Below are 13,238 nucleotides of genomic sequence, written 5' to 3'. Positions count from 1 at the left end.
GGAAAGGTCCGTCTCCAAGGGGCGCAGACGTCGCGGTATGGGTGGCTGGTGAAGCCTGAGAGGCCATCTTCACGCGTACGGGGAACAGGTGGTGTCAGCGACCACGCCATCACCCTCGCAGCTGGGTCCTGAACGTGGCCCCTCGAGCCCTCCGGAGGGCCTCGCCCACCTTCCACAAGCGGTCGGCGCGCGTCCGGGACTTGCCCTCACAGCAGCCACGGACGATTAAGCAGCCCAGCACGGCACAGCAGACTCTGGGCTGGACCACCCCAGGCTCCGCAGCCCCAAGGCCGCCGACCCATCGAACCGTAGGGGCTGTCGACATCAGGATTATGTCGGGGCCGGGCCACAGCGGAGTGTGCGGAACACCGGCTTCGAAGAAGAGCCACAGGTGCAGACACAACCACATGCCGACTGATACCTGAGGGACAACAGCACCGACACCTGCGACACCCACACCCGCCCACCGGTTCGAGGCCTTCCCCGCACACGCAGGAAGCAGAAGCCAGCTCTGGACTTCTACTTCCTCGTAGAGGGTCATCCCCGCATGCGCAGGGAGCAGAGCTTCGAGGCAAAGGCCCTGGCCGCAAGGCCAACCTCCACGCATAAGGCAGCAGTCGCTGGGGTCTGCTGTCCGGTTGCCGACGGTGGGACCGCCCCTGCAGGCGAGAACCCGGCTGATCAGCGGGCGAGGCGGTCCAGGTCCACATCCAGCGTGAAAGGGACACCGGTCTTCACCCGTCCCCGGTGGATACCGGTGGCAACGTAAACCCGCGTGGTGTCGTCCAGCTCGTAGGAATGAACCACCGGCAGGCCCCTCTCGTCCTCGACACGCCAGAAATGACGGATACCCGCACGCGCGTACTTGAACGGCTTCGTCTCCCGGTCACGCGAACGGGACTCCTCCGAGACCACCTCGACCGCCAGCACGACCTCCCCCGGCAGAAACCGCGTACGGTCCGGGTCGTACTCAACAGCCGCGACAATCACATCCGGCTCCGGACGGTTCTTGTCATCCAATCGCACCGTCATCTGCGCCTCGACCGTCCACCCCCCGGGCACCCGCTCCTCCAGAGCAGCCGTCAGACGACGGACGACCCGGTCGTGCCAGCTCCGCTGCGGAGACATCATCAGGACAAGAGACCCATCGATCAGCTCGGTATGACGAGGAAGCTCAGGCACACGGTCAAGGTCATCAGCCTCCCACCCGCTCTCCCGCGGCGGATACAGCCAATCAGGCAACGCAGCAGTCATCACACCCTCCGACCCGACACCACCCCACCCTAATACCAGACCACCCCGCCCACACGAAGAACAACCCCGCATACACGGGCAACAGCCCACCGGCCGACCACCCGAAGCGGACAGCGAAGACAAGCCAACCTCCAGAACCAACAATGCCCAGCCCAGCCACCGGGGACATCCCCACGGACTTGAGGAACAGGGGCTGGACCTGGAGCTGGTGGCCGCAGACCATCCCCGCACGCGCGGGGAGCAGCCGCAGCAGAACATCGAGGTGTCAATGGCCTCGGGACCATCCCCGCATGCGCGGGGAGCAGACCCCGTGACCTGCACCTTTACAGCCAGGCGAAGTCACTTTTGAGCACTTCCATCGACTCCGGCATAAAGAACATATCCACCCCCCTGCTTGTGGCGAAGAGCCGACGGGCAGAAGCACAACAGGCCTAGCATCGCAGGCATACCCGCTTGTCGGCTGACGTGTTGACTCGCTCGCCGGCCCGCCATGTGCTCTCCGAACGGAAACGGCTACTACCGCGTTGGCCCGTGACGACCGGGTGGCAAGGGCCGGAGAGAGGCCGTCACCGCTTCTGGCGGCCACGGGCATGATTGGATCTCCGGCATGACAGACTGGCCGCAACTCAGCCATGCCTACGGCTCCGCCGAAGACATACCCACCCTGCTGGCACGCATCGCCTCCGAGCCCACAGCAAAGCTCTGGAACGACCTGTGGTCCGCACTCTGCCACCAAGGCAGCGTCCACCCGGCCAGCTTCGCAGCACTGCCCTGGCTGGCCAAAATGGCCGCGAATGACAACCGGGGACAAGCCCTGAACGCCCTGGTCCTGGCGGGCGCCATTCTGGCCGGCGACGGGCAGCCGCACGGAGCAGGAGACGTCCGCACAGAACACTCAACGGACATCACAGCCCTGCTGGCATGGGTGAACCGCCGTCTCCGGACAGCGACCGACCGCGCCGAGTACCTCCACCTCCTGGAAGCCATGCTCGGCCTCGAAGGCGCCACAGGATGGAACGAGGACCTGGCCTGGGGACTCGCGAACGAGGAATACGAAGTCCCCTGCCCCGAATGCGAAACCAGCCTGTTCATCGTCCTCGGCGAACGCGGGTTCTTCTCCACCAGCGACGACTACGCCCTCTCGGACGACACAATCGAAACTCTCCCCCTCCGCCCGGCAAACCCCGCTGGCCTGGAAGGCATCGGCCGGCGCCTCCACGACACCGCATCCACCGACGGCCAGCTCGAAATCGCCCACCTTCTGACCTATGTCTACGGGAACGCGACCTGCCCCGACTGCAAAACCGACTTCTCAATCACCGACCAAATCAGCCCCGACCAGACGAACACCCGGTAGCCCCCAAACCCCGCCCCCTCTACAGGAAGCAGTTCCCCAGCAGCCTCACCGAGCGGACGGCAGAAGCTCCATCCCCACACACGCAGAGCAGCGTCTTCCGTCGGCAATACCCTGTAACTGGTTCTCACCTCACGGGGCAGCAGGCTCGGTGGCCACTTCGACACCTTGACTATCAACACGGCCCCCGAGAATGCACAGGCATCTGCCGTCACGATCCTGAGGGAAATCGCACGCGACGCCCATGGCGCCAACCTCAAGGTGACCTGGGGCCACCCCGAGCCTCTGTCAGCTGGACCGCGCGTCATCTTCGCCAGAGACGGAGCTGCTCTCGTGGTCAAGCCAACGACATCCGACCCGGTCCCTCAACGCGTTAGGACTAGACCACAGCCGTATGCACGGGCATGGCCGAGGCCGTTGGAGAGGACCTGTGTGAGGGTGTCTGGGTCGGTGACGGTCAGCCTTCCTCTGATCTCCGCGCGGGCAATGCGCAGACGCTTGTGCGGAGCAGGGCTGGAGACCGTGGGCAACATGCGGACCGCAAGGTTCACCGGGTCGGCAGTGGCTCCGATCCGCACCACGCCGTCCTCGGCTGTCGCAGGTTCGCTCTCGGCCTGAAGACGCCGTAGAAACCAATTCTTGACGTGGTCGGGCTTGGTGTGGGCGACTCGTGCGCCGCGGGTCCTCTCCGGGCCCGGTCCACCTGTCGGCTTGCTGTGGACGGGATTGATGACCGTACGGAAGCCGAGAACATCTCCGGTCCTGATGGTGCGGTCGACGGTGATGATGTGCGGCTTGTCGGTCAGGGCTTTCCGGGGGATACGGCTCCAGTCGCCCGGCACCCGCGACTGCACGACCAGTACGAGAACCGCCTCCTTGAGGTCCACCGACCACGTCGACAGGACGCCCATCTGGGCACGGGCAGCGGGGTCGCCGTCCTCGACCCAGCCGAGAAACCCACTCATGACCGTGCGATGCATCTCATGGGCGTCTACCAGGGACTTGGCTACATACGGGTGTCGCGCGTTCAGGCTCAGGATGGAGTGGGTGGCGACGAAGCGGGCCGCCTTGGCGCGTGTGCTCTTCACGGGATGATGTGGTCCCATCCGGTAGCGGTCGAGGCGATGGTGATACGTGTACGGCTCTCCCAGCGCGTGGTGTGGCCCCTGCGTTCTGGATCAAAGCTGACCGGCTGGTCGCTGATGGGGCTGGCTCCCACGGCTCCAGCGGGGCTCTGGATCCAAGCCCAGGGGCGGCGGCCAGGTTCCGGGCTCTCCGGCCTGGGCAGCAGCTGCTTTGCGGTGAAGACCTCTGCGAGGATGCCGGGCAGGATGCCGGCGGCGAGCGTGCCGGAGGGTGGGCAGGACTTTCGTCCCAGCCACAGCAAGCGCTTCGGGTGTTCCAGGGCGTGGGCGATCTCTTCCAGCCATCCCTGGTTCTCGTGCTGGAGTCCGACCACAAATGCGGCATCCGCCAGATACCAGCGTTCGGTGATCAGTGCCGTGCGGGAAAGCTCACCGGAGACGAGTGTGCCGGACACGGGGTCGGCAGCGATCTTCTTGGGAGCCCCGTACCACTTGGCCAGCTCATGGTGGCCAAAGCTGTTCTCGGTGGCTGCGTCCAGGCTTGCCGAGACCGCAGCGGCCCGCCGGTGGTCGGTGATGATGTCGCGCGGGCGAAGTGGGTACTTGCCGGCTCCGACGGTGTGGTAGTCGCGTACAGGAGTGCCCGGGTGGTCAGCACGGACCCCGAAGTGGAGCTCAGCGAGGTCATCGATCGGTGCGGTGCGGTCGCGACCGAGGGCGGCGGCGCACAGCCCGATCACCGCCGACTTCGTGGGGCGGCTGTGGGTGTCGCGGCGCGAGAAGCGGGACACCGCCCCCCAGGACTGCAGGGGAGCGGCGAGCCGTAGGAGCAGGACGTGCGTCACGCAGTCAGCTCCTTGATCTTCGTCACGGGATTCGCGCCGAGGGCCTTCAGCTCTCCGAGCAGATGGTCGATCTGCCGGTCGTAGGTGAGAACCCGGCCGGCTTTGATATCGGGCCGGCGCTCACTGACGAAGGCGTGGTGCTCCAGCAGCCGCTTGACCGCGGCCGGACCGGCAGGTCCGTCCTCGCCCTTCTCGTCGATCGGCTGCTGGAAAGCTCCGGCGTAGTTGTAGGGGCGGTCTCCTTCAAAGGCGAGGACCAGGGCGGGCAACGAGCCGGTGGAGGCGGTGGAGTTCTTCTTCGCCTCGGGGAAGGCGTCTACAAAGGAGTTGACGAACTCGGCCTCGGCAGCGACCGAGGCTTCTTCCGCCTCTTCCTTGGACATCCCCGCCGCACGGAGGTTCTTTCGCAGCTTGACGCGGTCCAGCACGGCGTGCCGGTAGAAGGTACCGGAGATCAAGGACTGGTAACCGGTCATGCCGGCGCCGGCATCATCGGCCGCGTCCAGGAAGTCCAAAGCATGTTTCTTCCGATCGAGCTTGGCGTCGTCAGCGGCAGCGTAGAAGTCGTCTACTTGTTCGGCCTCGTGGACTGTGAAGGCATGGCTGCTTTGAACCGCGCCGTCGACGTTGGGGGAATCGGCGATCTCCGCGAGAAACCGTCCGTAGAGGGCAATGTCAATGGCATCCCGAGGGGCAAGCGCAGTGAGGATCGCGGCGCGGGTCCCCGGCGGGAGTGCGGGCATGTCCTTGGCCGCGGCAGAGGCCTCCGGGGTTTCCGCTGACTCGGCGTCCGTGTCGGCGGCAGCCTTTCGCGTACCCTTCTTGGGCTTTGCGGAAGAGGCTTGAGCTGCCGAGTACTCGACGGTCCAGGTCCGGAGTTCCTCGCTGCGGTCGGCGATATGGGCGGCGATACGGGAGCCGGCGTCGGCCGGTGCGAACAGGAGCACCTTGGTCAGGTTGGCGACGGTCTTCTTCGCCGGGTCGCCGAACTTCAGACCGGTTGCCTCGATGACCGCGCGGGCCGTCCGTACCGCCTCGTCCTTGTCCCAGCCGTGCTCAGAGGCCAGCTCACGGGCAGTGATCAGCGCCCATTCGCGTGTACGGATGCCGGTGCTCCGCCCGGCCAAGGCACCAACCCCGGCGTTGGCACGGTCCCGGGCGTGGACCCGCTCGGCACGACGTCGCGCTTGGCTCGTGATCATGTGGCGCTCGGCTCCGCCGTAGACGATCGACTTGGGCGCGCCGTTTTCGTCGCGTACGGGCAGCACGGCGACGAGGGTCTCCAGCAGATGCAGGGAGAGGAACGGGCTGCCAGTGAAAGTCGCGGTGGTGGTCACGTGTTGGTGCCCTTCGTGGTCGTGTCGGCGGTTGCCTCGCCGTTCCCGGCGCGTCCGGCTCGGGACGGGGGTGTGTGGAAGTCGACGGCCCACTCGTAGGCGATGCGGGCCTTGCGGTCGTTCCAGCGGCTGAGGTCCTCGGCGAGCCTGGCCCACGACGGGGGCCTCTGGTCGCAGGCGCGGAGGCGTGCGACCGCGTGCTGGAGGTGGCGCCAGGGGATCCGGCGGCTGGCAACGATCCGGTCGATGAGCCGGGCGGCCCCGGGGTCGTCGGGGCCGCGACCGGCACTGCTGCCGATCCGGCGGGCGGCCTCGCCCAGGGTGCCGAAGCCGTACGAGGGGGTGGGACGGCCCTGGTGGTAGACGCCGAAGAGGAACGCCACCTGCTCGTAGATCTCGCGCTGGTCCCGTGTTGGGCTGAACCAGCCGGCTCTGATGTGGGCGGTGGTCGTCAGATGTGGCCGGCGCAGGTCGGCCAGTTGCCCGTATTCCCGGTTCCGTACGAGGCTCACGAGCCAGGAGGTGAGGTGCTCGCCGGGCTCGCCTTCCGGAGCGTACGAGGAGGGACGGTCCGCGTCTTCCTGCTTGCGCCCGGGATCGGGCAGGGATCGGGTCTTGGAGACGGACTCGGTGCTCATGCTTTCCCTCCTCGGAGTTCGGCCGGGGCCTTGGCGTGCGCCAGCTCGTCGTCGTAGCGCCGCAAGGCTGCGGCCCGTGCCTGGGCACCGCGGGAGTTCCTCGGCAGTGAGTCAAGGGACTCAGCAAGGAATTTGCGGGCCGCGGTGGATACGACTGAGGCGTAGGCAAGGAGGCACTCTTGGACGGCCTCACCTGCGGTGACGTCGTCCAGAAGGAGGTCGAACTGCTCCTCTGTCGCCTCCCAGTGCTGCCACCGCACGTCGAAGCGCGCTATCTGCTGGTTCTTGTCCGCTGGCCTCGGGTTCGGATACGTGATGGTCCAGGCTGCGTAGGCGGCCTTGATCAGGCTTGTGGCCACAGACTCGGCGATCTCCGACCCGCGCAGTGAGGCGTGGTACAGCCTGGCCTCCAGCCCGGGCGCGAAGGGGAAGACGCCGGAGACCCAGGTAATGGCCGTGGTCTGTTTGGCGACGAGTCCGACGGCCCACAGGTTGATGTGGCGGGCGGGGCTCTGACCGGGCTCTGGCGCGACATCTACTGGGGGGAAGAGTGCGAGCCTCTCGTAGAGGTTCTCGCCTGCATTCATCGTGGCGGCATCGCGTGCTTTGGACACGGCGGCGTAGAGGGCGTGGGCGTCACGCCAGACGGCACGGGAGGCCGATGCCCACAGCGGCTTCTTGGTCCCGTCGGTCTTCTCGGCGTAGACGGCGTCCTGCAGGTGGTGTTCTTCCAAGGCGAGTAGTTCGCCCGCGCCCATCAGCACTCGGTCGATGGTGGTCCCGTCGGGGCCGGGGCGAAGGAGGATCGAGCGGCCGAGGGAGCTGTGCAGGTCTGCGGGGCCGCTCACGGCCCGGCCGTCAGGCTTCGCCTTGAAGCCTCTCCGTTCCTTCCCAGTGGTCCAGGAGCGGTTGAACTCGCCCCGCGGTCCGGTCAGGGGGGCCAGATTCAGGCGCAGTGTCTCGCCGAGGGTGGAGCCGAGCGCGATGACGCGGATCCGGCTGGTGAGGCGGCCGATGGCGAGGTTGGTGATGGTGGGGCCGAGTGTCTCCTTCCCCGAGATCCGGGCTCGGCCGGCGGGCCCGTACACGTGCTGTGTGAGCATCGCTCGGAATGCCTCGGCAGCGGGTAACGGCTGTGGATGGTCGAGATGATGGTGGTCGAAGAACTGGTTGTAGTCGCCGACGTGCTCAATGACCACCTGTGCGGGTCCTGCCCCGTGTTGGTCAAGGAAGGGAGCGAGGAGTGCGTTCTGGCCGAGTGGCTCAGTGGGATGGAAGAGGTCCCAGATCCCTTCGTCCTTGGCCAGCCACTTGGCAGCGTTTCGAAACGTGTCTTTTGTGTCGACCCAGGCCGGCCACTCCCTGGCGGTGGCTGGATACGTCCCCGATGCGTAGCAGATGGCCAGCAGATATTCGAGGAGAGCGACCTGCTCACCAGGGGTCGCTCCTTCCACGGACAGCAGCTGGTCGGCGTCCTCCAGTAGGCCGATGAGGCTGCGCTCGACCCGGTCGCCGGTCAGTGTCAGTGCCTCGGCGCATGCTTCCCATCGGGGGTCCCATCGAGGGTGTGTGGTCCCTGTGGGCGGGGTACGGGATTCAGCCAAGATGCATCGTTCGCTCTCTGCTCACAAACGTTCCCTGCTGGAATAAGGCAGGACCGTAGCATGCGAACGAGGGCGGCATGGTGCGTTCTGAGGACTTCAACTCATCTTTGAACGGGAGGAGTTGAGAGATACACTGCAGGGCCGGCAGCGCGGGACCCGCTTGGCCGCGGGACGGACACTGAGGGTCGGCATGCGCCTGATTCCGTCGCTTGCAGAAGGCAGAGTCAGACCCGCAGCCGGTTTCTGCATCCCCGCGCACGCTGGGGAGAAGGTCGTGCTGTGCTCACAAACAGGTCCATTCCCGCAGGGGCGGGGCCACGCAGGCGCCGAGGTTAGCCGCTCTTGGCACGCCGGCACCAGAGCGCCGGGTGACGGACGGGCTTGGTCTCATCACCCAGCGAGGCTGGCGCGACAGTTAGCGCTGGCCGCGGCGCCGCACGAGGATCGTCAGTGTCGCCCTGGCATCGCGGCGGCGCTCCGGGCTGCGGGAGATCACCGAGGACGCGGCCACGGTGAAGACGGCGGTGGCGTAAGCGAGCCCGGTAGCAGCGGTCAAGGTGGCCGCGTCGTGAAGCACGGACAACAGAACGGACATTTCAGATCCCCCTTGGGTAGGTGGCCCAGCGCTCTTGCCCGCTGGCCCGGTCCCACAGGTATCCCGTGTCCGGGGGCTGTCCCGCGACGTTCGAAGATCCGTATTAAGCCTATTCCTGCAGGTCAGAAGGGGGAGAAAGATGTGTCCGGCGAAGTCTGTACCGGATGGCGACGAGAGCGGCGGGTCGGGGAAGGAGGAGCCGCCGGGCTTCACGAAGGACCTGCTGGAGCTGTATGTGGCCGCCGGCGGGGGCACGCCCAAGCTCTCGTACAGGACGCTCCATAGCGAGCTCCTTGAGCGTGGCCGGGAGCGGGGGTATGGGCAGGTGCCGTTCTCAACCTTCGCCTCCTGGATGAAGGACAGCGTCCCCCATGTGAAGAACACCGACTACGTGCTCAAGGTCCTCATTCCGCACCTGGAGGAGCACGCCCGTCGGCGTTCTGACTCCCACCGGAGAGTCCCTAATGCGGCGTGGCGCGCTCGGCTTGAAGCCGCGCAAGGAAAGCGGAGGAGCGGGCAGGGCGGCCATGGGCCCCGTATCCGTGCGTCTTCGCCCGGTCGTCTCTTTGGCGATCTCGCAACGCTGAAGGCGGTTGTCCCACGGGAGTTCGTCGGCCGGAGGGAGGAGCTGGCCCAGCTCGAGGCCTCAGTAACGAGTCCGGCTGGGCGTGGCCCCGACTACATCTTGTGGCAGGCGGATGCCTGGGCGGGAAAGACAGCCCTATTGGCCTGGTTCGCCGACCGATGCCTGCCAGTCGGAGTTGATCTCGTCCACTACTTCATTGCCGGACGGCTCGGCACCGCCACCCGGAACGTATTCTTCCACTCAATGACGAGGTCTCTCGCCGCCGTGGCCGGGAAGAAGCCGGCGATTGTGAAGGGACACCCCGACACTCTCGACGAGTGGGAGATGCGGGCAACCTTGCATCGCCTATACGAGCAGGCCGCGCATGCCAGCGCGAAGCGTCACAGGACGTTCGTCCTGCTCGTCGACGGACTGGACGAGGATGCAGACGCGGGACTGGGACGACGGAGCATCGCCGCTCTCCTGCCAAAAGTCCCTCCGCCCGGGATGCGCGTCATCGTGTCAAGACGACCGAACCCCTCCGCGCCGGAGGACGTTCTCGTCGACCATCCTCTGCGAGACTCCTCGATCGTCCACCGCCTCACGGCCTCACCCGCTGCTCAAGTCATCCGAGAGACAGCTAGGCAGGAACTGCGCGCCCTGCTGGACGACCCAAACGTGGGCTCCCCCCTCCTCGGCCTCCTGACAGTGGCCCAGGGTGCCCTCAGCGGCAAGGACCTGGCCGAGCTGGTCAAGGTACGGCCGGACAGAATCGATAAGGTCCTCGGCAGCGTCGTTGGCCGCAGCATGCAACCTGACGACACCGACCACCTCGCTCTGGCGCCGAAGGACGAACTCACCCGGCAGACGTATGTACTCGCGCATGACGAGCTACGCCTGGATGCATCGGACGCCCTCGGCAACGCGGAGCTCGCGGAATACAAGGCTCGCCTGCATACCTGGGCGGCCGGCTACCAGGCCCAAGACTGGCCCGAAGAGACCCCGGCCTACCTTCTCACCGGCTATACCCGCCTGGTTCACGAGAGTGCGGACACTCAGCGATTGGCATCACTCGTCCTCGACCCGCTGCGTCAGCTTCGCATCGTGGAACGTTCCGGGGTGGACGTCGCACTCGCGGATCTCGATCTGACCGTGGCCATGAATCCGGGTCACACTCCCCAAAGCCTCGCCGTGCTGGCAGGCGCCGCCGCGGCCCGGGAGTTACTCCTCCGCCATGCCCGTCCCCTGCCGTATTCCGTCCCCCGCGCGGTCGCCCGTCTGGGCCACGCTCAACGGGCCCGAGCCCTGGCGCTCGCATCCGCTGATCCTTCCGCCAAGGCGGCTTCCCTGGCCCAGGTGGCTCGCGTATTGGCGGACACAAGCCATGAGCAGGCCCAGCAGATCGCTCAGGAAGCTGCTGACTGGGCACATCAAGCCCGTAGCCGGACCATGTCCTTCGTCGGAGGCCACGAAGACACGGAGGCGATCGCCGCACAGGCAGCAGCCGCTCTCATCGCGACACGGCAGGAAAGCGACGGAATCAAGCTCCTCCGCTCGACACGAGGGCTGAGTACGGCGCGGTACGAAGCGTGGGCGGACGCTGCCGCCCTTCTGTTTGCACACCTGCCGGCCGTCGCGTCACAACTCCTCGACGAGATGGAGGAGGAGGCCGAGGACTTGGCGTGCGACAGCGCCTTCCCGGAAGACAGAGCTGTCCCGATCCAGATCTGGGCGGTCTTGGCAGCTGCCTTTCCTGAGCGTGCAGATCGGCTCCACGACCGCATCGTCAGCTACAGCCGGGCTGTGTGGGTCGAGTTGCCAGCACTGGCGAGCGTCGGCGTGCTGACAACGGCGGCGTCAGCCCTGGCCGATGCCCGCCAGGAAGAGGCTGCAGCCCTGACTGCATTGGCCAGACAGTACGTCGAGTCTCAGCTTCAAGACACTGCCTCACTGTCGGTGACGGATCACTCCCACCTGCACTTCGGCTTACAGGTGGCGCTTGCAGGGCTCATGCAGGCACTTGCCGATACCGGGGTCCCGATGGATGAAAGGCAGCGGCTGCTGGACAGCATGCCCGAACAGTTGCGAACAAGCTTCTACGGTCACGACGTGACCGCCTCTGCCCGTTCGGTGATTGCCAGGGGTGAGGAAGGCGAAGCTGGCGGTGGCAGTGGCTTCGGTGACGATGACCAGGCCGAGGCTGAGAAGCAGGCTCGTGAGGCGTTTCATCTGGCAGAACTAGGCAAACACGATGCAGCCAAGCGTCACCTGGGCGAGGCGCTGGCGCTGCTGCCAGAGAGCCATCCGGATGGTCGGTCTGCGATCGTCTGGCTCCCTGCCTTACTTGGTGCACTTGTACGGGGCGGCCGGGCTTCAGATACCGAAGCACTGATTGCCGAGCTGCACGACTCACATGATCTGGCTAGGGCTTTTGCCGCCGTAGCGCTGGCGCATGCAGACTCGGGTCGAATTGCGAGCGCGCGGGAGCAGGCCCATGAAGCGGCCAGAGCTGCCCGGGCTGTTTTGGACCCCGTGGAAGGCGACGCTGCCGGCGCCTGGACCATCGCTGCCCAAGCTCTGGCCGGTGCAGGAGAAGGCGGCGCTGCTCTAGAGCTCATTGAGCAGGCCGAGCCCGCGCAGCGTGCTGGGAAAGCAGCATGGCGGCGGGCCTCCCGGATGGCTCGTATCGCGGTGGCCTCGGAACTCGCCGTTCACGATCCAGTTCTCGCGGCCCGGCTTATCGACGAGGAACAGCAGGGCCTGCTCGCCGGCAAGCACCGGCCTCGCGGTCTGGAAGGGTTGTTGGCCGACCTCGTCGGGCTCCTACCCGCGGCAGATGCGTTGAAAGAGCCGTACAAGGCCCAGCTCGACCAAGCAATCCGTGAAGCGCTCGCATACCTCAGCGAACCACCGCAAGCATGGAAGGCAGAGACCGTTCTTGCGCATGCTCTCCTGGAGATCAAGGCGGGGGGATCTGCGACCCGTCAGGTGGGCTGGCTGAACCAGGAGAGCCGAGCGCGACGGGCGGAACGCTTTCCGGCAGCGGGGCTTGCGGTGGTTCACGCGGTGTGCAATGACGTCTGCGAGGCGTGGAAAGCGGCCGACGAGCTATCGGCACCGGAGAGCCGTGCGGCGGCTTTCGCCGCTGTGGGGGCGTACCTGGTTCAGCTGCCGGTCCGGGTCCCTCCTATCGGGGACCCTGCAGATGCTGACCCGTTCGCTCATACCATCCGTGCCCTCGCGCTAGCCGTCTCCACTCCTGCCCTTGCTGACAGAGAGGCTGCCGCCAGGTTCACTCGGCAGGCACTGACGACGGGTGCGGGCTGGCACCATGCCCTCGCGATCCTGTCTCGGATCGCACCCGAAGCTGTGCTGCAGGTCCGAGACATCGTCGGAGTCCACCTCCGGAGCACAACTACGCCCCTGCGATACGCGGCGGGGTGCCGTATTCGAGGCTGATCTCGACGTCGGAGGCGACGGACTTCGCCGCGATGGACGCGCTGTGCCTCTACCTCACCCCGTCGCGCGGTCACCTCCCCCGCCACTGGCCCGAGGTGCCCCTTCAGCGGCCGATCAGCAGGCATTCGAGAAGGCCCTGGTGGCCCGGCTCACCGAATACCGGCAGAACATGGGCACCGACCCGAGCCCCAGGACACTGCTGCCGCTCGGCACGCTGGCCCTGGCCGCCCTCGCGGTCCAGGTGCACGGGTGGGAGCTGAGGGTCCGCTCCGGCTACCTGCCGCCCGTCCTGCTCGGCTCCCCCACCGCGTTGCGGGACGCCGCGGCCGCCGGTAGGGCGGGACCGTCCCGTTGCTACCTCTATCTACTGAGGTTTTCGTTAGTTCTGTGGTTGTTGGGGGTGGATGGTCAGTCCGGTGTGGGTGAGGAAGGACCAGGGGAGTTGGTCGTCGGAGCAGACGCGGTGGATGCCGTGTTCGGTGGCGTCGGCGACGTCGGCGAG

At 66.4% G+C, this 13,238-nt stretch carries 9 protein-coding genes and 1 pseudogene; 3 read left to right on the top strand and 7 right to left on the bottom strand.

Translation table 11 applies throughout. From position 1 onward, the window contains the following. Positions 1–681: 681 nt before the first annotated feature. Positions 682–1,254, bottom strand: a complete 573-nt coding sequence (locus tag ACFYZR_RS31160; protein ID WP_391916543.1) for a Uma2 family endonuclease — start codon at positions 1,252–1,254, stop codon at positions 682–684. A gap of 607 nt (positions 1,255–1,861) precedes the next feature. Between ACFYZR_RS31160 and ACFYZR_RS31155 the strand changes: the two genes are divergently transcribed. Continuing rightward, complete coding sequence (locus ACFYZR_RS31155) at positions 1,862–2,611, top strand: hypothetical protein (RefSeq protein WP_391916541.1); 750 nt, start codon at positions 1,862–1,864, stop codon at positions 2,609–2,611. A 362-nt stretch (positions 2,612–2,973) separates the two neighbouring features. Here the strand turns inward: ACFYZR_RS31155 and ACFYZR_RS31150 are convergent, their stop codons facing one another. From ACFYZR_RS31150 to ACFYZR_RS31125, 6 genes are all read right to left on the bottom strand, one after another. Continuing rightward, complete coding sequence (locus ACFYZR_RS31150; protein WP_391916538.1) at positions 2,974–3,696, bottom strand: type I-E CRISPR-associated protein Cas6/Cse3/CasE; 723 nt, start codon at positions 3,694–3,696, stop codon at positions 2,974–2,976. After that, positions 3,693–4,538, bottom strand: a complete 846-nt coding sequence (cas5e, locus tag ACFYZR_RS31145) for a type I-E CRISPR-associated protein Cas5/CasD (protein WP_391916535.1) — start codon at positions 4,536–4,538, stop codon at positions 3,693–3,695. Before cas5e ends, ACFYZR_RS31150 begins: the two co-directional genes overlap by 4 nt. Beyond that, a complete protein-coding gene (locus tag ACFYZR_RS31140) occupies positions 4,535–5,875 on the bottom strand; it encodes a type I-E CRISPR-associated protein Cas7/Cse4/CasC (protein WP_391916533.1) in 1,341 nt (446 codons plus the stop codon). Before ACFYZR_RS31140 ends, cas5e begins: the two co-directional genes overlap by 4 nt. After that, positions 5,872–6,513 (bottom strand): type I-E CRISPR-associated protein Cse2/CasB, encoded by a 642-nt coding sequence (gene casB / locus ACFYZR_RS31135; RefSeq protein ID WP_391916530.1) that lies wholly within the window; start codon positions 6,511–6,513, stop codon positions 5,872–5,874. Before casB ends, ACFYZR_RS31140 begins: the two co-directional genes overlap by 4 nt. After that, entirely contained in the window at positions 6,510–8,117 is a 1,608-nt protein-coding gene (locus ACFYZR_RS31130) for a type I-E CRISPR-associated protein Cse1/CasA (protein WP_391916526.1), read from the bottom strand. Before ACFYZR_RS31130 ends, casB begins: the two co-directional genes overlap by 4 nt. Positions 8,118–8,532: 415 nt before the next feature. Further along, positions 8,533–8,712, bottom strand: a complete 180-nt coding sequence (locus tag ACFYZR_RS31125; RefSeq protein ID WP_391916523.1) for a hypothetical protein — start codon at positions 8,710–8,712, stop codon at positions 8,533–8,535. 139 nt (positions 8,713–8,851) lie between these two features. On the opposite strand from ACFYZR_RS31125, the gene ACFYZR_RS31120 reads away from it, so the two are divergent. Further along, complete coding sequence (locus ACFYZR_RS31120) at positions 8,852–12,736, top strand: hypothetical protein (RefSeq protein ID WP_391916520.1); 3,885 nt, start codon at positions 8,852–8,854, stop codon at positions 12,734–12,736. Between the two features lie 169 nt (positions 12,737–12,905). Then, positions 12,906–12,968, top strand: a pseudogene (locus ACFYZR_RS31115) (hypothetical protein); the annotation flags it as partial. Positions 12,969–13,238 lie beyond the last annotated feature (270 nt).

Origin of the sequence: Streptomyces sp. NPDC001678, assembly GCF_042892945.1 — a bacterium.
In the GTDB taxonomy this organism is placed as follows: domain Bacteria; phylum Actinomycetota; class Actinomycetes; order Streptomycetales; family Streptomycetaceae; genus Streptomyces.
This window is presented reverse-complemented; position numbering and strand designations above follow the sequence as displayed.